The 16,948-nt window shown below is 61.9% G+C and carries 21 protein-coding genes; 14 read left to right on the forward strand and 7 right to left on the reverse strand.

The window, feature by feature from the left end; genetic code table 11:
• Window positions 1–23: 23 nt before the first annotated feature.
• The 5 genes from CKO40_RS10875 (at window position 24) to ccmI (ending at window position 6,480) form a co-directional block, all read left to right on the forward strand.
• The gene (locus CKO40_RS10875; RefSeq protein ID WP_207173569.1) at window positions 24–1,595 is read left to right on the forward strand and encodes a multiheme c-type cytochrome; all 1,572 of its coding nucleotides are present in this window, start codon (window positions 24–26) and stop codon (window positions 1,593–1,595) included.
• Between the two features lie 128 nt (window positions 1,596–1,723).
• A complete protein-coding gene (locus CKO40_RS10880) occupies window positions 1,724–2,695 on the forward strand; it encodes a hypothetical protein (RefSeq protein ID WP_200346232.1) in 972 nt (323 codons plus the stop codon).
• A gap of 34 nt (window positions 2,696–2,729) precedes the next feature.
• Complete coding sequence (locus tag CKO40_RS10885) at window positions 2,730–4,694, forward strand: heme lyase CcmF/NrfE family subunit (protein ID WP_200346233.1); 1,965 nt, start codon at window positions 2,730–2,732, stop codon at window positions 4,692–4,694.
• Window positions 4,691–5,182 (forward strand): cytochrome c-type biogenesis protein, encoded by a 492-nt coding sequence (locus CKO40_RS10890; protein WP_200346234.1) that lies wholly within the window; start codon window positions 4,691–4,693, stop codon window positions 5,180–5,182. The genes CKO40_RS10885 and CKO40_RS10890 overlap by 4 nt, the downstream gene beginning before the upstream one ends.
• The gene (gene ccmI / locus CKO40_RS10895; RefSeq protein ID WP_200346235.1) at window positions 5,179–6,480 is read left to right on the forward strand and encodes a c-type cytochrome biogenesis protein CcmI; all 1,302 of its coding nucleotides are present in this window, start codon (window positions 5,179–5,181) and stop codon (window positions 6,478–6,480) included. The genes CKO40_RS10890 and ccmI overlap by 4 nt, the downstream gene beginning before the upstream one ends.
• A 205-nt stretch (window positions 6,481–6,685) precedes the next feature.
• Here ccmI and CKO40_RS10900 read toward each other — a convergent pair whose 3' ends face one another.
• Window positions 6,686–7,372, reverse strand: a complete 687-nt coding sequence (locus CKO40_RS10900) for a winged helix-turn-helix transcriptional regulator (RefSeq protein ID WP_276570806.1) — start codon at window positions 7,370–7,372, stop codon at window positions 6,686–6,688.
• Window positions 7,373–7,570: 198 nt separating this feature from the next.
• Here CKO40_RS10900 and CKO40_RS10905 point away from each other — a divergent pair, with 198 nt between their 5' ends.
• From CKO40_RS10905 to CKO40_RS10915, 4 genes are all read left to right on the forward strand, one after another.
• Window positions 7,571–7,795 (forward strand): tautomerase family protein, encoded by a 225-nt coding sequence (locus CKO40_RS10905; RefSeq protein ID WP_200346237.1) that lies wholly within the window; start codon window positions 7,571–7,573, stop codon window positions 7,793–7,795.
• A 222-nt stretch (window positions 7,796–8,017) separates the two neighbouring features.
• On the forward strand, window positions 8,018–9,100 hold the full coding sequence (locus tag CKO40_RS10910; RefSeq protein WP_338074162.1) for a methyl-accepting chemotaxis protein: 1,083 nt from the start codon (window positions 8,018–8,020) through the stop codon (window positions 9,098–9,100).
• Between the two features lie 354 nt (window positions 9,101–9,454).
• Window positions 9,455–9,688 carry a FitA-like ribbon-helix-helix domain-containing protein gene (locus CKO40_RS25350; RefSeq protein ID WP_420827376.1) on the forward strand — a complete coding sequence of 78 codons (234 nt, stop codon included), beginning with the start codon at window positions 9,455–9,457 and terminating at the stop codon, window positions 9,686–9,688.
• Window positions 9,601–9,822, forward strand: a complete 222-nt coding sequence (locus tag CKO40_RS10915; RefSeq protein ID WP_200346239.1) for a PIN domain-containing protein — start codon at window positions 9,601–9,603, stop codon at window positions 9,820–9,822. The genes CKO40_RS25350 and CKO40_RS10915 overlap by 88 nt, the downstream gene beginning before the upstream one ends.
• A gap of 5 nt (window positions 9,823–9,827) precedes the next feature.
• Here CKO40_RS10915 and CKO40_RS10920 read toward each other — a convergent pair whose 3' ends face one another.
• The 6 genes from CKO40_RS10920 to phnD all read right to left on the reverse strand — a co-directional run bounded on the left by CKO40_RS10920 (window position 9,828) and on the right by phnD (window position 14,756).
• The gene (locus CKO40_RS10920) at window positions 9,828–10,616 is read right to left on the reverse strand and encodes a class I SAM-dependent methyltransferase (RefSeq protein WP_207173570.1); all 789 of its coding nucleotides are present in this window, start codon (window positions 10,614–10,616) and stop codon (window positions 9,828–9,830) included.
• A 176-nt stretch (window positions 10,617–10,792) separates the two neighbouring features.
• Window positions 10,793–11,008, reverse strand: coding sequence for an antitoxin (locus CKO40_RS10925; protein ID WP_200346241.1), 216 nt, complete (start codon window positions 11,006–11,008; stop codon window positions 10,793–10,795).
• Window positions 11,005–11,862, reverse strand: coding sequence for a phosphonate ABC transporter, permease protein PhnE (gene phnE / locus CKO40_RS10930; protein WP_200346254.1), 858 nt, complete (start codon window positions 11,860–11,862; stop codon window positions 11,005–11,007). Before phnE (CKO40_RS10930) ends, CKO40_RS10925 begins: the two co-directional genes overlap by 4 nt.
• Before the next feature lie 35 nt (window positions 11,863–11,897).
• A complete protein-coding gene (gene phnE / locus CKO40_RS10935; protein WP_242476972.1) occupies window positions 11,898–12,755 on the reverse strand; it encodes a phosphonate ABC transporter, permease protein PhnE in 858 nt (285 codons plus the stop codon).
• A complete protein-coding gene (locus tag CKO40_RS10940; RefSeq protein ID WP_338074163.1) occupies window positions 12,755–13,723 on the reverse strand; it encodes a phosphonate ABC transporter ATP-binding protein in 969 nt (322 codons plus the stop codon). The genes phnE (CKO40_RS10935) and CKO40_RS10940 overlap by 1 nt, the downstream gene beginning before the upstream one ends.
• A gap of 10 nt (window positions 13,724–13,733) precedes the next feature.
• Window positions 13,734–14,756 carry a phosphate/phosphite/phosphonate ABC transporter substrate-binding protein gene (phnD, locus tag CKO40_RS10945; protein ID WP_200346243.1) on the reverse strand — a complete coding sequence of 341 codons (1,023 nt, stop codon included), beginning with the start codon at window positions 14,754–14,756 and terminating at the stop codon, window positions 13,734–13,736.
• Between the two features lie 436 nt (window positions 14,757–15,192).
• Between phnD and CKO40_RS10950 the strand changes: the two genes are divergently transcribed.
• The 5 genes from CKO40_RS10950 (at window position 15,193) to CKO40_RS10970 (ending at window position 16,852) form a co-directional block, all read left to right on the forward strand.
• Window positions 15,193–15,576 carry a PH domain-containing protein gene (locus tag CKO40_RS10950; protein ID WP_200346244.1) on the forward strand — a complete coding sequence of 128 codons (384 nt, stop codon included), beginning with the start codon at window positions 15,193–15,195 and terminating at the stop codon, window positions 15,574–15,576.
• A 19-nt stretch (window positions 15,577–15,595) separates the two neighbouring features.
• The gene (locus CKO40_RS10955; protein ID WP_200346245.1) at window positions 15,596–15,787 is read left to right on the forward strand and encodes a hypothetical protein; all 192 of its coding nucleotides are present in this window, start codon (window positions 15,596–15,598) and stop codon (window positions 15,785–15,787) included.
• Between the two features lie 208 nt (window positions 15,788–15,995).
• Window positions 15,996–16,262 (forward strand): type II toxin-antitoxin system Phd/YefM family antitoxin, encoded by a 267-nt coding sequence (locus tag CKO40_RS10960; protein ID WP_200346246.1) that lies wholly within the window; start codon window positions 15,996–15,998, stop codon window positions 16,260–16,262.
• Window positions 16,259–16,693: a type II toxin-antitoxin system VapC family toxin gene (locus tag CKO40_RS10965; RefSeq protein ID WP_200346247.1), complete on the forward strand. Its 435-nt coding sequence runs from the start codon at window positions 16,259–16,261 to the stop codon at window positions 16,691–16,693. The genes CKO40_RS10960 and CKO40_RS10965 overlap by 4 nt, the downstream gene beginning before the upstream one ends.
• Window positions 16,694–16,708: 15 nt before the next feature.
• Window positions 16,709–16,852 (forward strand): hypothetical protein, encoded by a 144-nt coding sequence (locus tag CKO40_RS10970; RefSeq protein WP_200346248.1) that lies wholly within the window; start codon window positions 16,709–16,711, stop codon window positions 16,850–16,852.
• Window positions 16,853–16,948: the final 96 nt, after the last annotated feature.

Consider the following 16,948-nt stretch of genomic DNA (forward strand, 5'->3'; position numbering starts at 1 on the left):
TTGACCATAACAGAGTAAGTGACATGATAGCTAGAATCGCCACTCTATTGTTCCTGCTCATAGGTGCTTGCAGTTATGCTGGTAATGACAACGAAGCATCAAAAGACGCTAATGAGAATCAGGCAGCAAAAGATGTCAATGGATACGAGGTATCAAAAGGGGCCTATGACTATGAGGCGTTAAAAGAGAAGTATTATGCTGATCATCCCGGAAAAGGGAAATACACTGACCTATGGGAGCCTATCCCGATTCAACAATACTGGAATCCTGTTAGTTTCTATGAGCCGCCGAACACCGTCGAAGGTAGCTTCACGGCCGAAGAATGTATCGCCTGTCACCAAACCACCAGCCCTGGGTGGGTGCATGCCTGGAGCGACAGCAGCCACGCCAATTTGGACGAGATACGCAATCTTGACGAAGGTGACCCGCGATTCTATAAGAAGGCCAAGCTCGAAACGATTGAGAAGGAACTACAATCACGCGGTGTTCTGGCAGCCGATGAACAACTCGAGAGTGTGAGCTGTATCGACTGTCACGCCGGGGTTGGCAAAACCAGCATGGACCATCAAACAGAGCTGAAGCTGCCAGACCGAGCCATGTGTGGTGCCTGTCACGTACAAGAGTTTGCCGAGGCTGAATCGGAGAAAGAGCAGAAATGGCCGCAAGGACAATGGCCGGATGGTCATCCATCCCACGCCATGGACTGGAAGGCCAACGTTGAAACTGCCATCTGGGCCGGCATGCCGCAACGCGAAGTGGCCCAAGGGTGTGATATGTGTCACTACCAACAAAACAAATGCGATGGCTGCCATACTCGCCATACCTTCTCTGCCGCCGAGGCGCGCAAACCCGAGGCCTGTGCCACCTGCCATAACGGTGTCGATCACAACGAATTCGAGAACTACATGTTGTCGAAGCATGGCGTCATCTATGAGACGATGGGTAAAGACAACTGGAACTTTGAGGTGCAATTGAAAGACCACCTCACCGAAGGTGAGTACACGGCACCCACCTGCGCGACCTGTCACTTTGAATACAAAGGTGAATTTTCACACAACTTAGTACGCAAAGTTCGTTGGGGCTTTAATCCGACCCCTGAGATTGCGGACAACCTTGATCACCCTTGGTTCGAGGAACGCAAACAGGCCTGGGTTGCTAGTTGTGCTCAATGTCACTCTCAACGCTTTGCGAAAGCCTGGCTCGATACGGCTGACAAAGGCACTATCCAAGGTCTGGAGGTGGAACAAGAGGCCAAGGAGATCGTACAGAAATTGTATGATGACGGTTTAATGGTTGGACAAAAGACCAATCGTCCTGCACCGCCAGCACCTGCAGAAGATGCCCCCGGCGATTTCTATGGGTTGTTCTGGGCCAAGGGTAATAACCCGTCATTCAGTGGCCGCACCCATGCCGAGATGTGGGAGCATGATCTGATCAAGCATTACAAAGGTCTGTTCCATGTCAATCCTGGCGGATTCACCTACTCGGAAGGTTGGGCTAGGCTGATGCGCCGTTACACCGAGATCCAGGATCGCAATACCCAGGTCCGGGAAATGGCTGAGTTGAAGGAAAAGTTTGAGGAGCTCAGCAAGTAATCTCGCCTTTACTGACCCTATGCCGAAGGAATTAGAGCGGCATAGGGTTTCTCTTCTCCGCCCTTGTCTCTACCTCGTTGATCTGCTATCCGGCGTCTATCAGTTGAAATTCGGCTGGGAGGTACGCGATGTCGCTGCTCAGACTATTTCCTATACTTGTTGCCTTGATTGTCAACTTATCGGCCTGTAGTAGTGAGGATAATAAGCCGCAAAATTTTTCCAAGTCAGCTGTAGATGTATCAAAGTATCAGGACATTAATAGTCACTTGCCCATTGAAGCGCTCGAAAGATTTGTGATCAAGGGCTCAGACGATCAAGAGCTAGAAATGTTTGTGGCAGAATACCTGGATGATAACGAAAAGCATCGGGCCATCGTTTATCCTGTCCCGAGACAGGAGAATGAAGAAAAAATGAATTCAGGGGATATCAGGAAGCAACATCAGTATCGACATGAAAAGTGGCAGTTTCTTTCTGCTGCGGTAAAAAAACACGCCAAAGACTCGGATAGATTTATCACTTATTGGGACAACGCTCAACGTCTGCATCTACTGACCGGGAGAACGGCAATCCCAGAACAACCTAGCGAAAAGGCCTACGCGGACGCAGAGGAGAAGGTCCTTTGGCGAAAGGTGGGGGGTGGGTTTTCTCAGGAAGACCAATTGAGGATCTTCGCGCAATGTTTAATTGGCAAGGCTGCCGATGCAAAGTCATGCTTGAGGCCGTTGTATACGGACGCAGGTGATAACTATATCCTGATGAGTGCTGATGATCTGGCACATATACAAGAGATCAGTCGGTTGACTGGCGAGGGTCTACCCTTAGAGACGCGCTTGTTTTCGACGGATTCGGATCTACACGGGCAAATCCGACAGGTTAGAGAGTGGGCTCGTGAAGGTGAAGGAACCGGGAGTTATATGCTACAGCCTATCGATGAGCACTTCGTTCGTGCCTGGAGAATCATCGATCCGGCTTTTGAGGATTCTTTACTCGCGAGTTTGCTTCCTTTCACTACTGCGGCCGAAAAAGAATTTACTGATTTAAAACTGGTCTTTCAGTCCGATTGGGGTGGCTATTTGAGCCTGTATCAAGTCGTCAACTAAGTCTGGACCAACCCTAGTGTGGAGATAAGACCCTGTGATCCCAGAGCTCGGCCAGATCGCCCTACTGATCGCACTTGCGCTGTCTATTATCCAGGCCATTTTCCCATTGGTCGGCGCACAGCGTGGGATGACGCGCTGGATGATGCTCGCCTTTCCTGCCGCACAATTGCAATTGGTGTTCGTCGCGACCGCATTCGGGCTGCTCACCTACAGCTTCTTGACCCATGACTTCAGCGTCCGCTATGTGGCGCAAAACTCGAACACCCAGCTCCCGACACAGTACTTGTTCTCGGCGGTATGGGGTGGGCACGAGGGCTCATTGCTGTTATGGGCACTGACCTTGTCGCTGTGGACCGGTGCGGTCACGCTGTTCAGTCGCAGCATCCCGCTGGCGATGATCTCGCGCGTCATTGGCGTGATGGGGCTGATCGCGGTCGGATTCCTGTTGTTCATGTTGCTGACATCGAATCCCTTCGACCGGCTTGCCGTACCGCCGGCGGAGGGGCGCGACCTCAACCCCTTGCTCCAGGACTTCGGCCTGATCATTCATCCACCGATGTTGTATATGGGCTATGTCGGCTTCGTTGTGCCCTTCGCGTTCGCGATCGCCGCGATGCTCGGCGGGCGTCTCGATGCCGCCTGGGCGCGGTGGTCACGGCCCTGGACCAATGTCGCCTGGCTGTTCCTGACCATTGGCATCACGCTGGGTAGCTGGTGGGCCTACTACGAGCTTGGCTGGGGTGGCTGGTGGTTCTGGGACCCGGTAGAAAACGCCTCGTTCATGCCTTGGCTGGTCGGCACCGCGCTGATGCATTCGCTGGCGGTCACCGAGAAGCGCGGTGCATTCAAGGCATGGACCGTACTGCTCGCGATCTTGGCCTTCTCACTCAGTCTGTTGGGTACCTTCCTGGTTCGCTCCGGCGTGCTGACCTCGGTGCATGCCTTCGCTTCCGACCCGGAGCGCGGGGTCTTCGTTCTGATGTTCTTGGTGGCCGTGGTCGGTTCCTCGTTGGCGTTGTATGCGATGCGTACGAACCAGATAATGAGCACCGTGCGTTTCGACCTGGTATCGCGCGAGACCGGTCTGCTCCTCAACAACGTGCTGTTGGTGGCCGCCGCCGCCAGTGTGTTGATCGGCACCCTGTACCCACTCGCGGTAGATGCCTTGGGCATCGGAAAGATCTCGACCGGCCCGCCCTATTTCAACAGCGTGTTCGTCCCCCTGATGGCGCCGCTGGTTGTGTTGGTGGGGATCGGCACACTGGCGCGTTGGAGGCGCGATCAACCGGCGAGGTTGTCGAAGAAACTGCGCAACGCCGCGATCCTGGCCCTGATCGTGGGCATCGTCTACCCTGCACTGTTCACCCCGCAGTACCTGTGGCAGGCGGCGTTCGGCATGACCCTGGCCGTTTGGGTGGTCGCCGCGACCCTGGTCGCGATCCGCGAGCGTTTGGGTCCACATAGGAACCTGGCCCACATACCGCGTGGCTTCTGGGGCATGGTGACCGCTCACCTCGGTGTCGCGGTATTTGTCGTTGGCGTCACGCTCACATCGCTTTACTCGACCGAAAAGGATGTCCGCCTGGCGCCTGGCGAAACCTATGAGATGGCTGGATATGCCTTCGCCTTCACCGGCGTCGAACAGGTCAAGGGCCCAAACTACACCGCCTACCGCGGGAACTTGGTGGCCAGCAAGAACGGCCGGCAGGTAGCCGAGATGCATCCGGAAAAGCGGATCTATCTGGTGCAGACCACACCGAGGACCGAGGCCGCGATCGATGCCGGTCTGACCCGTGATTTGTTCGTCGCCCTGGGCGAGGATTTAGGAGACGGCGCCTGGAGCCTGCGTATCCACCATAAGCCCTTCGTGCGCTGGCTATGGCTGGGCGCCCTGATGATGGCGATCGGTGGCGGCTTGGCGGCCACCGATCGGCGCTACCGAGACCTGGCCCGCCGCACCCGCCAAGCCGGGGCCGGTGCCGCGGAGGCCCCGGCATGACCCGAGCCCTGCTGCCGCTGGGCGGCGTCCCGATACTGGTTTGCGCACTGCTGCTCGCCAGCGGCGCGGCGGCCCGGGTCGAGGTCTATGAGTTCGATAATGCGAAGCAGGAGGCGCGCTACCACAAGCTGATCACCGAGCTGCGCTGCCTGGTCTGTCAGAATCAAAACCTGGCCGACTCGAACGCCGAGCTGGCCGTCGACCTACGCCGTAAGACCTACACGATGGTCAAGGCCGACAAGAGCGAGCGCGAGATCGCCGACTTCATGGTCGCGCGCTACGGCGAATTTGTCCTGTATCGGCCGCCGTTCAATCGCCACACGCTCCTGCTGTGGATCGGTCCCTTCGTGATAATGGTGCTCGGCGTTGGGCTGTTAATCGGCACCATCCGCCGGCGACGCGATGCGCAACCGACCGAGATCGACCAGGCCAAGCTCGAGGCCGCCGCCGCCCTGCTCGAGACCGACAGCGACAGAAAACCCCGATGACCTTGTTCTGGATGATTACCGCCGGGATGATCCTGGCAACCCTGGGCCTGCTCGCGCCCACCCTGCTGCGCAAGCTACCGGCCCGCTCTGACACGACAGAGCAGCTCAATGTCGCGATCGCCCGTGAGCGCTTGGCGGAACTGGTCAAGCAACGCGACGCCGGTGAACTCTCTGACGAGGAATTCGCCCAGGCCCGTCGCGACCTGGAGCTGGCGCTCGCCGAAGACCTGGGCGAGACCGCTACCGCTGAACCTGCGCGCACCGGACCCCAGGCCCGATGGGCCTTGCCGGCCAGCGCGCTGTTGATCGTGGCAATCACAGTGCCGGTTTACGTACAGATCGGCAACCCGGGGCTCATTGACCCTTCGAGCAGCGACACTCAAGTCGCCGAAGGACACGGCGGAAGCGGCGAGACGCCGCCGATCGATGAGTTGGTCGAACAACTGCGGGCACGCCTGGAGGCCAAGCCCAGCGACGTCGAAGATTGGTACTTACTCGGCCGCACCTATATGAGCCTGCGTCAGTACGCCGATGCGGTGTACGCCTTCGAGCACGCGGTCGAGTTGGCGCCGAACGAGCTCTCGGCCTTGCTGCCGTTGGTCGACGCGCTGGTGAGACGCGACAACGGCCAGCTCAGCGCGCGCACGGTCGAGTTACTCGAGCGTGTCCGCTCGATCAATCCGGACAGTATCACCGCGCTGTGGTTGCTCGGCAAAGCCGCTGCCGACAACGGCGACCTGTCCCAGGCACTCGCGCACTGGCAGCGCGCCTACCCGTTGTTGGGCGAGCAGCCAGAGATGCAACAAGAGCTCGCTGGCCTGATCCGCCGCGCCGGCGGCGAGCCACCGGAGACGGTCGGCGATCTGCCGTCCATCATGGCGACCGCGCCAGGCGCAGCACGCAGTAAGCCGCCGACCACTGATGCCGCGCCGGCGGCAGCGGCAGAGGACGCGGCGATCGTAGTCGAAGTCGCGCTGACACCGGCGTTGATGGAACAAGTCACAGAAACCGATACCGTGTTCGTGCTGGCCCGCGCCGAGAGCGGTCCATCGATGCCCTTGGCGGTCGCCCGGCATCAGGCCGGCGAACTGCCGCTACGCGTCACCCTCACCGATGCGATGGCGATGATGCCGGCACTCAAACTGTCAGCCTTCGACCGGGTCACGGTCAGTGCCAAAGTCTCGAAGAGCGGCCAGCCCCGGACCCAACCCGGCGATATGCTGGCCGGCGACCGGCTGGTCGAGACGGGTAACCCACCGGGCAGCGTGCAGTTGGTGATCGATCGCGTCGTCGAGTGACGTCGAGCGGCCGTGCTGAAGCCGAGCGCTTGCGATCCACAAGGCGCATCTGGACCACGCCAAGCCACCGCGACGGATTGGGTCGACGAACATCGCATCGAGTCCTTTGGGTGCCCTGGGGGCCGTAGCGCCCTGCACCAGAAGTCATTCTCGGAAAGCCGCGGTTCTTCACCGAGCGCTTCGCTGATGACTGTCCAAAGCGAATTCAGCTTGACCTCTCGCGCGGGATGGTTGCGAAGGGGCTCAGGCGTAGCCAGTGTGGAAACGACCTGCGCAGCTCGCGCGGACCAGTCAGTCTGAAGTCGCCGTCCTGCACCGCCTGACGGAAGCCAAGATCGCCAAGCCAGATCTTGGTGAAGGTTGCCACGTCAGACGTGGCGATCAGGTCCACCTCATAGCCAGGGTCCTTGAGGCATAAGTCCACGTCCTCGGGCTCGAGCATCAGCCAGAACTGCTGGTCGCGCCGCGGCGCATCGACAAAGCGGAACTTGATCACGACCTTGTGATCCGGCAGCGCATCTTGCGCAATCCGGCGTTGGACATCCCACATGACCAGACTTGCGTCCAGGTCCTGCGGTGCGATGCCGGTCCCGACCCAACGCTTGCCCCATTCTCCGAGCGACATGACGATTGGGCGCAGCGCCTCTCCGGCCGCGGTGAGATGGTACTCGAGGTGCCCGCCGGACCCTTCGCTGCGCGCGGCCATCCCTTCGGCCTCCAGCTCACGAAGCCGTTTCACCAGCAGCGCTCGCGACATCTTCGGCACCCCACGGTGAATGTCGTTGAACTGCCGGCTACCGCAGAGAAGCTCTCGGAGCACCAGTAACATCCAACGTTGCCCCAGGACCTCAGTGGCTTTTGCGATCGGGCAAAATTGCGCGTATCCGCTCATGACAAGAGGTATAGGACCACCGGCGCAAGGACTGAAGGTGCTGGTGTCGACGCCCACTCAGTCGACCGCTGATCCGACCGCTGATCCGACCGCTGATCGGGCGGCGACAGGCACGTTCCCGGTTCAGTTTTTGAACTAGACGGACCCGCTTTGCGACGTCTAGGGTGAAGTTGCCACAACCAAAACGGAGGAGACAAGATGCCGATCGTGAATGTAAAGCTGGTTCGAGATGCCTTCAGCCCGGCGCAGAAGCGCGAGTTGGTTCCCGTCCTGACTGATGCCGTTGAGCGGGTCTATCCGGGTCTGCGGGACGTCACCTTCGTGACCGTGCAGGAGACGGAGGAGTGGGGAATTGGCGGGCAGGCTGTCGATGCCGAAAAGGTCGACGCCCACGCCAAGCACAATCTCGATCACGAAGGCTGAGAAGCCCTAACAGAATGCCTCCTGTAGCCAGATAGATCAGGAGGTTGCGCGGGTCAAGCGGCCGTTTTGATAGGACCTCTGAGCGAGGGAACCGCGCGCCTGCGTGAACCGACGGCCGCTGGCCTGCAACGCACTGAGACCCTGGCAAGCGAGATCCGGAAACCAGCGCCAAGGACCGCAGCCGCTGGTCTAATAGCCGCTATGGGCGCGCTCATCGCACTCGTGCAACGCGCATGTGACTGCAACCTCATCGGCGAGACCCGCCCACGCACCAAGGTGGTCTACTACGAACCGCTGCCAGAGTGGGGCAGGCTGCTCGCCGGCGGCGCCTACGATGACGAGCTGCGCCACGACGGCATCGTGCTGCGAAACATCACCCTTGGGGCAGCATTGGCAATGATGGTGATCTTGAGCGCCCTGCTCTATCTGATGACCCGACGCCTGGTGGCGCGGCCATTACAAACCGCGATGCGGGTATTCGGGCGCATCGGCGAGGGCCACTACGACAACCGCATCACGACCGATCGCCGCGATGAGATCGGCGCCCTGTTGCGCGCGCTCGATGCAATGCAGACCAGCCTGGCGACACGCACCGAGGCGGACGCGCGCACGGCGAATGAGGCGCTGCGCATCAAGCGCGCACTCGACAAAGCGTCCACCAACATGATGGTGGCCGACAAGGACGGCACGATTGTCTACATGAACGACGCCGTCACTGCGATGATGCGTAGCGCCGAAGACGCCATGCGCCAGGACCTGCCAGGCTTTCGCGCCGACGGCTTGCTGGGCAGTCACTTCGAAGCCCAGCGCAGCGCCGAGGCCGCCACCGAGATCAAGCGCCTGATCTCGGACTCGGTGGCGCGCGTCGATGGCGGGGTGACGTTGGCCAAGGAGGCCGGGCAGTCGATGCACGAGATCGTCGCCTCCTTCCAGCAGGTCGCCGGCCTGGTCACCGAGATCGCCGATGCCAGCCGCGAGCAGAGCACCGGCATCGCGCAGGTCTCTGAGGCGGTCATGCAGATGGACGATGTCACCCAGCAGAACGCCGCGCTCGTCGCCGAGGCGGCGGCAGCGGCGAAGAGCCTTGAGGAGCAGGCACGCACGCTGGCGGGGACGGTCGCGGTATTCAAGGTCGAGCGCGACCTGGCGCCAGGGCCTGCCTCAGCGCGAACGGTCGCGCGACCTAGCAATGCGGCGTTCGCCCCTGGCGAGGCATCGACGGCCACGCGCGCCAAGCCGGCGATGATGCGGCGGCTACCGGCACCGGCAGTGTCCTCGGTAGAAGACGAGTGGGAACATTTCTAGAGCCCAGCGCCGGCGTCCTTCAGTCATGCGCTTCGTCGCCACGCCCCTTCGCTCATCAGCGCGGCGACACTGTCAGTGAGCAACGCGTCGAGCACCTCACTACCGGTCGTCCGGTAACGACCCGATGTTGTCACTGAGCTTATTGCCGCTGATGACAGCTGAGGATTCGACAACGGACATGCCGTTAGGCTGGGATGCGGCAATAAATGAAGTCGATCACCATGCTCGCCGCCTTGCCGGACGACGTTCTGGGGCGCGATCTTGACATGATGACTGCTAGCGCTCGCTTTTCCGAGAGTGATAGCGTTCGCGCCATCGTGCAATCACGACTGCTCCATCTGGGTACCGAAGACCATGGCATCCGTCACCGTCCGAAACCCGCCCGAAGAAACGCATCGCGCCTTGCGGGCGCGCGCGGCGGCCCATGGTCGCAGCACCGAGGCGGAAATCCGGGCCGTTCTCGAAAGCGCCGTCAGGCCGGAGGAACGGGTTAAGCTCGGGTGTTCACTGGCCGTATCCTGGCCTTCGATGAGCCTGCGTCCCAGTCCTATGCGGACCTACGCGCCCGAGCGCGCGCAGCCGGTCTAGCCATCGCGCCGGCCGACGGCTACATCGCAGCGATCGCCGCTACCCATGGATTCGCTGCGGCGACGCGCGACACACAGCCATTCGAGGCGGCGGGTTTGGTCGTTATCAACCGATGGGCTTGGCAGGCTCATTAGCGTCATCATGCTTCGCGCCCAATCTCGGAACGGCGCGCCGTAATATTAAGGCGGACATAGTCGATCACCGGCTCCCCAAGCTGCTCCATCACGTTGCGCAGGAACGCCGGTTGCTCGGATGGCGCCAACTGTTCCAGGTGCGGGCGCAGACAGACGGTGCGCAGGTAGGTCTCGAATGGCTCCCCGGGTTCCAGCGGCGTTGGCTCGGGCTGCAGCCAGCAGCGGACATCGACGAAACCGGCCGCCTTGAGCCGGCGCTCGGTCTGGTCCGGGGTGGCGAAATACGTCGCCTCGAGATCAACACCTGCGGCCTTGGCCGCCGCATGGACCCGCGCGATGTTGCCCGCCCCGCCGCATTGGGCCACCAGCTGCCCGCCCGGGCGCAGCACGGCCGCAAGATGTGCAAACAGGGCCTCATGGTCGTGAATCCAATGGAAGGTCGCGGTCGAGAAGACCCCATCGACCGAGCGCAGCGGCAGCGGCTTGGTGAGATCAGCGCACAGCACCGTCGTCCTACTCGCGTAGGGGGCAAGCCGACGCTGAGCCTCGGTGACCATGGCCGCGGAGCGATCGAGCGCGATCACCCGTCCCCGAGGAAGCCGTCGGCACAGTTGCTCTGTGACCCGGCCCGACCCGCAACCGGCATCGAGCACGCATTCGTCTCCCATGAGCTGCAGCCGCTCGAGCACCACCCCACCCCAGCGCGTCATCGGCTCGGCGATGCGATCATAGGTCGCCGCGTCCCACTCGACCGGCGCCTTAGTGGCGGTGATGTCGGAATCAGGCTTGGTCATCGTCATGCTGCCCTCAGGTCACACATCGATTCGTCGCGCGTTGCCGGTATCTGAGTCGGGAAGGAAGAATCCCACCAGCCCGCGCCTTGGGGACTCGTCCCCAAGGCGCCAAGCGAGTGATCGCTTAGACGAGTTGCGCAAGCCGCTCCGCGAAGCCCCGGATATTAGAAGAGTGGCTAGAGCGCAACCGGCTCAACGACCAGATCTTGGGTATCCGGGAAGGTTTCGTCGATGGGGTCGAGCGTCGCCAGCACCGCGAGCAGCCTCGGCGGCGGCACTGGCTCGATGGTCAAGCGGTCGCCCTCCTTGCGGATCAGCGCTTCGTTACCGGGCAGCTCGAAGTCTCGCGGGATGCGAATCGCTTGGTTGCTGCTGCGCCGCCTCGTCCTCAAATCAGCCTCTTTCTGGCTTCAGCGCTGATCCATTCGCTGACCAACACCGTTGCCAGGATGACGATAAAGATGAGCGTCACCTGCGGCCAGGCGAGGGTATCGACCGAGGCCTTGAGCTGCAGTCCGATGCCGCCCGCGCCAACCAGCCCGAGTACCGTCGCTTCGCGGATGTTGATATCCCAGCGGAACACGGCGATGCCGGCAAATGCCGGCAGCACCTGAGGCATGATGGCATAATCCAATACCTGCACGGGACCGGCACCGGTCGCGCGAACCGCTTCGACTTGTTGCGGGTCGATCTCCTCGATCGCCTCATAGAGCAGCTTGCCGATGAAGCCGATCGAGCGCAGCGCAATCGCGATCACGCCTGCCAGCAATCCCGGGCCAAGGATCGTGACCAGGAGGAGCGCCCAGATCAACGCATTGACCGAGCGCGATGCAACGATCACGACCAGTGCAAGGGGGCGCAGGAAAGCGACGCTCGGGGTGGTATTGCGCGCCGCGAGAAAGGCCACCGGTAGCGCGATCACAAGCGCGGTGAGCGTCCCGAGCGTCGCGATGTTCAGCGTATCCCAGAGCGGTCGCCACAGTTGGTCCAGGTAAGACCAGCGCGGCGGGACCATGCGCGAGAACAGGTCTCCGGCCTGGCGCGGGGCATCCCAGACGAAGGCCCAGATCTGATCACGGGTCATCAGCTCCCAACAGACCACGAACAGCAGCACCAGGAGCAGCCAGGCCAGCCAGCCGATCAGCTCGCGGCGCGGGGTGTGGCGACGCCAGCGCGCCCTCGCCTGAGGTTGCTGATTGGCTGGCTGATTGGCTGGCTGATTGGCTGGCTGCTGGGCAGGGGACACCGCCTGGCGCGGCGCAGCGCGGGGCTCATCCCTGTTCACTGCAGCCTCCGGCGTATCCAGCTCGAGCTGTACTCGGTCGCCAGCACGATGAGGATGATCAGCAGCAGGATTGCGGCGGCTGAGTCGTACTCATAGCGGTCGAGCGCCGTGTTCAGCGTGGCGCCAATGCCGCCCGCGCCAACGATGCCGATCACCGACGACTCGCGGAAGTTGATGTCGAGCCGATACAGCGACAGGCCGATCAGCCGCGGCATCACTTGCGGCTTGACCCCGTAGTCGAGCACCTGCCACCAAGAGGCGCCCGTCGCGCGCACGGCATCAGCCTGGGCCTTGTCGATCGCCTCGATGTCCTCGCCCAACAGCTTGGCCAAGAACCCGATGGTGGCGAAGGCCAGTGTCAGGAAGCCAGCCAGAGGGCCGAAGCCAACCATCGCGACAAAGAGGATCGCGACGATGATCTCTTGCAGAGAGCGCGAGATGGCGATAATCGCTCGGCAGCCGAGATAGATCGGCAGCGGCGCGAGGTTGCGGGCAGCGCCGATGCCGATGGGCACCGAGAGCAGGATGCCGGCGACGGTCGCCGTGAACGTCATCGTCAAGCTCTCAACCAGTCCCGTGCTGATATCACGCCAGCGGCTGCTGAAGTCCGGACTCGCAAAACCGCCGATAAAGCGAAGCCCCCGCTCCCAACCGTCGGCGGCCCGCGCCCAATTGACGTCGATGCTCGCGGCCGCGACCAGACCATAGCTCAGTGCAGCGAGGATCAAGAGCCACCGGAGCCAGCGGTCGGTGATCAACGGTGGACGCCGCCAGCGGGTTGGCCAATCGGCCGACGCATCCATCGCTGCCCGCGATGCTGGGCTCGGCGCGTCGGACGACCGCTCGGTCTTCATCACAACGCCCCAGCCATCGACTGATCGGTCGGCGGCTCTGGCCCAGGGTGGTGCTGAGTCGCGCCTGCTGGGTGTCGCTCCGGCGCGCCACCTGAGTGTCCGGCATCCTCCGTGGCCGGCCCCCAATCCTCCTCGCCGTAGATCTGGGTCAGCACCTCGGGACTCAGCCCTTCCGGTGGCCCGTCGTAGACGATACGCCCAGCGCGCAGTCCAACGATTCGCATCATGAACTGCTGCGCGAGGGCTACGTCGTGAATGTTGACAATGGCCGCCAGCCCTCGCCCCGAGCCAGGCCCCGAGCCACGCCTGGTGTCATCGGCCCGACCGGCTTCGAGGCAGACCTCGCGCAGCAGCCGCATGATCTGCCGCGAGGTCTTCGGGTCCAGGCTGGCGGTGGGCTCGTCGACCAGCAGCAGATCGGGCTCTTGCGCCAACGCGCGGGCGATGCCGACCCGCTGGCGCTGACCGCCGGATAACGCGTCGGCGCGCTTGTCGGCATGCTCGGCGAGGCCCACGCGATCCAGCAGTCGATACGCGTTCGCAATATCGGCCGGCGGAAACCGCCGCAACCAACTGCGCCAAAACGGCACGTAGCCCAGTCGCCCGGAGAGCACGTTCTCCATGACGGTGAGGCGCTCGACCAGGGCGTATTCCTGAAAGATCATCCCGATTCGCCGCCGCGCGCGCCGTAACCCGCGCCGACCGAGCGCGGTGAGCTCGATCTCGTCCGGCGCAGGGCTGCCCGGTCTCGCCGGCCCCAGAAACACCTGTCCGCTGGTCGGTTCGACCAGCCGGTTGATGCAGCGGATCAGGGTTGACTTGCCGGCCCCGGATGGCCCGATCAGCCCGAGCACCTGCCCCGGCGGGACGCTGAGCGAGACATCGCTGAGTGCCCGATCACCGGCGGGATAGCGCTTGCTGAGTCGGGCCAGCCGCAGGGCTGAGGGCGAACTCGCGTCAGGGCTCACGCGCTTGGCGCTACTTGCAGTCGTAGGACACACCATTGGCTGCGTCGATCTTGCGGATCACATCCCAATGCTCTTTGAAGGTGATCGGGATGAACTGCGCTTCGCCAGACTGCTTGAATTCCTCCTGCAGCTTTGAGCCCTCCCAGGGAAAGCTGAAGAACGCTTCCTTGACCTTGTCCGCAAGCTCCGGCTTGAGGTTGTAGACCACGCCAAAGCCGGTGGTCGGAAAGGTCTGCGACTGATAGAGACTAACGACCTGCTCCGGCTCGATCACCTCGCGCGCCATCATCCTGCGCAGCACCGAGTTGGCGACCGCTGCAGCCGGATAGTCCTGATTAGCGACGCCAAGAATCGAGTTATCGTGCTTGCCGGAGAAGACGGGCTCAAAGTCTCGCTCGGCGACCAGATCGAAGTCGCTCTTGAGGATCGCCGAAGGCGCCTTGAAACCCGAGTTCGAGGTCGGCGAGGTGAAGGCCAGCTTGCCGCCTTTGATATCGGCCACCTCATCGATGCCGCTCCCTGGGTAGGTGATGATCTCCATCTCGTAGCCGAAGCTACCGTCCTCGGAGGCCATCATGGCAAACGGGACGAAGCCAGCGCAGTTCACGGCCAGCGGATTGGAGCCGGTGTTGAAGCCCGAGACATGCAGGCGGCCGGCGCGCATGGCTTCAATCTGGGCAGCGTTGGATTGGACGGGAAAGAATTGCACGCGTTTGCCCGTCACCGCTTCCATGTGTTGCAGAAACCCTTCCCAGACCTCGGCGTAGACGGAGGGGTCCTCGACTGGCGTGTACGCGAAGACAAGTGTCCTCGGGTCAAGCCACTGCTCAGAATCAGTGGGTGCATCCGCCACGAGATCGCCGTCGGCGTCGCTAAAGCGCGCATCGAGTGCGAGCAGTGGCCCGGCGAGAAGGAGCAGCAAGAGGCCCAGCAGGCTGCGGCAAGTCAGGCGGACAATGGTCGGCAGGCTCGCTGACGATGACGGTCGGTGCATCATGGTGCTCTCGAGGATCAAGTAAGGGGTTGGGCGCAACGGTTACTCCCGCGATGCTAGCCGCCAACGATGACCCTTCGATGACAGCTCACGACCTGCAGTCCTGGTATCGCCCGTCGCAGGCCCAGCGCGCCGACCCTGTCGTCCGAGGCCGTTCGCACCGGCGTGGAATGCATCGACGGAACGCGCTCCAGCGCCGGGACCGATGACCGGTGCGCCCGCGCTTCCACTTCGTACTCGAGCATGCCGATGGGCTTGACGTGCCAGCCGGCCCCATCGCTGCGCTGCAAGCCTGCGAGGGCAGGCTCAGTCTGGGTTATCTCGATACCAATGGTAGGCTTGCTGAGACAGCATTCGAGCTCGGTGGCGCAGCGGCCGCGATGAGCTCATCGGAGACGGTTAGTATCAACATGACAGGCACTTGCCTGAGTGAGTGTCAGTTGTGACGCGACAACATGAACAATGGAGAAACCCCATGGGACTCTTGAGTGGCCTACTCGGAAACGCTTCAACCATCGATCCTGCCGAACTCGCCGAGGAGCTCGAGCCGATCCTCGCCGCCGAGGAAACGATCGAGGTCGCCTTCAAGGTGATCCGCGATCAGTTCGTATTCACCAACAGCCGGCTGCTACTAATCGACAAACAGGGGCTGACCGGCAAGAAGGTCGAGTACCTGTCCATCCCCTATAAGTCGATCACCCGCTTCGCGGTCGAGACCGCCGGGCATTTCGATCTGGATGCCGAGCTGAAGGTCTGGGTCTCGGGTGCCGCCGAGCCGATCGAGAAGACCCTGCGTGGCGCCGACAATGTCACCGCGATCCAGAAGGCATTGGCGACCGCGGTGCTCGCGGCGCAGTGAGCCGCCGCACAGCCCGCGCGTGAACCAGCCGCTCGCGCTCGTCTGCCTCGCTGGACTCCCGCTGAGCCTGACGTTGCTGTCGAAGCTGCCCCACTCGCCGGTGAAGCCGGTGAGGCGGCGGGCCTCGGCGTCGCTGACGATGAAGCGGGTCTCGGCTTCGGGGTCGACGTCGGTGGCGTTGTCGTTGATCCAGGTCTGCGGCTGGAAGTGAGATTGCAGGTTGGTCATGGTCATCTCCTGGAGCCGGGGGGCCGCGAATGTGCGGGGCCTTCAGCGGGTCTTGGCGGACAAAGAGAAGCTGGCCGATCGGGCCGACAAGGACAACAGAGGCGATCAATCGTGTTTGGGTGACGTTTCGTGACTACAAATAAGAAAAATTGATCTATAATGTGGTCTCAAACAATCGAGGGTCATCGACCATGCAGGTAGCTGTCCGCGATCTGAAAGCCCAGCTTTCTCGCTTCTTATCCCTGGCCCAGGCCGGGGAATCCATCGAGGTGACCTCCCACAACCGGCTGATTGCCCGAATCGTGGGAGTGCCTACCGAAACCGCTGAAGAGCTTCGTGAGCCGATCGCTCAAGGCGCCTTGAGCTGGAGTAAGCGCAAGCCCGAACTGCAACCGCCACTTGAGCTGGCTGCGAACGGCACGCCGGTCAGCCAGATGGTGTTGGAGAATCGCGATTGAGCCTGTTTTGCGACACCTCGGCGTTGATCAAGCTCTATGTGCGTGAGCCGTTCACCGAGGAGATGCTCGCTGCGGCGACAGCCGCCCCGTCACTGGCGGTGTGTCGGATTGCGTGGGCCGAGGCGATGGCGGCGTTGGCTAGGCGCTCGCGTGAATCGCCGGCAGATGCCGACGTCATTGATGCCGTGCGGCTGCGTCTGCGAGCCGACTGGGGCGATTACGTGGTCGTGGAAGTCACCCAATCGCTGGTGGAGCTTGCTGGCGACTATGCCGATACCTTCGCGCTGCGCGGCTATGACAGTGTCCAACTGGCGGCAGCCAGAACGCTGTCAGAAGCGACTCGAGCGCCGGTGCAGTTCGCCTGTTTCGATCGCCGCCTAGAGAAGGCCGCTCGGGTGTTGGGTTTGGAGCATGCATTCGACGCCAGCTAGCGAGCGCTGCTGCCGATGATCGCGCCGATCCTCATCATTCGTCGCGGGGAGGTCTACTGGATCAACCTTGATCCGACCATCGGGATCGAGATCAAGCCGAAACCTGCCAGGCGCATGGCTGGCACTTCATCGTGTACGCCCGGCATGGGCATGAACTGATGGGGTGAAAGTCCCCTGTAGGAGTACCTGTAGTGTCCTCTTGGACCAATAGAACTACTAGCCGACGGCAAGGGCAAACCCGCGAGGGGATGTCTG

The sequence above is a fragment of the Halochromatium glycolicum genome, from assembly GCF_016584085.1.
GTDB lineage: Bacteria > Pseudomonadota > Gammaproteobacteria > Chromatiales > Chromatiaceae > Lamprobacter > Lamprobacter glycolicus.

Excerpts from the sequence above, each read along its gene's own strand:
- CKO40_RS10970 (WP_200346248.1), top strand. The coding sequence starts at position 16,709 with ATGATCGCGCCGATCCTCATCATTCGTCGCGGGGAGGTCTACTGGATC.
- CKO40_RS10890 (WP_200346234.1), top strand. The coding sequence starts at position 4,691 with ATGACCCGAGCCCTGCTGCCGCTGGGCGGCGTCCCGATACTGGTTTGC.
- ccmI (WP_200346235.1), top strand. The coding sequence starts at position 5,179 with ATGACCTTGTTCTGGATGATTACCGCCGGGATGATCCTGGCAACCCTG.
- CKO40_RS25350 (WP_420827376.1), top strand. The coding sequence starts at position 9,455 with ATGGCATCCGTCACCGTCCGAAACCCGCCCGAAGAAACGCATCGCGCC.
- phnE (WP_242476972.1), bottom strand. The coding sequence starts at position 12,755 with ATGAAGACCGAGCGGTCGTCCGACGCGCCGAGCCCAGCATCGCGGGCA.
- CKO40_RS10950 (WP_200346244.1), top strand. The coding sequence starts at position 15,193 with ATGGGACTCTTGAGTGGCCTACTCGGAAACGCTTCAACCATCGATCCT.
- CKO40_RS10920 (WP_207173570.1), bottom strand. The coding sequence starts at position 10,616 with ATGACCAAGCCTGATTCCGACATCACCGCCACTAAGGCGCCGGTCGAG.
- CKO40_RS10905 (WP_200346237.1), top strand. The coding sequence starts at position 7,571 with ATGCCGATCGTGAATGTAAAGCTGGTTCGAGATGCCTTCAGCCCGGCG.
- CKO40_RS10960 (WP_200346246.1), top strand. The coding sequence starts at position 15,996 with ATGCAGGTAGCTGTCCGCGATCTGAAAGCCCAGCTTTCTCGCTTCTTA.
- CKO40_RS10900 (WP_276570806.1), bottom strand. The coding sequence starts at position 7,372 with ATGAGCGGATACGCGCAATTTTGCCCGATCGCAAAAGCCACTGAGGTC.
- CKO40_RS10875 (WP_207173569.1), top strand. The coding sequence starts at position 24 with ATGATAGCTAGAATCGCCACTCTATTGTTCCTGCTCATAGGTGCTTGC.
- CKO40_RS10880 (WP_200346232.1), top strand. The coding sequence starts at position 1,724 with ATGTCGCTGCTCAGACTATTTCCTATACTTGTTGCCTTGATTGTCAAC.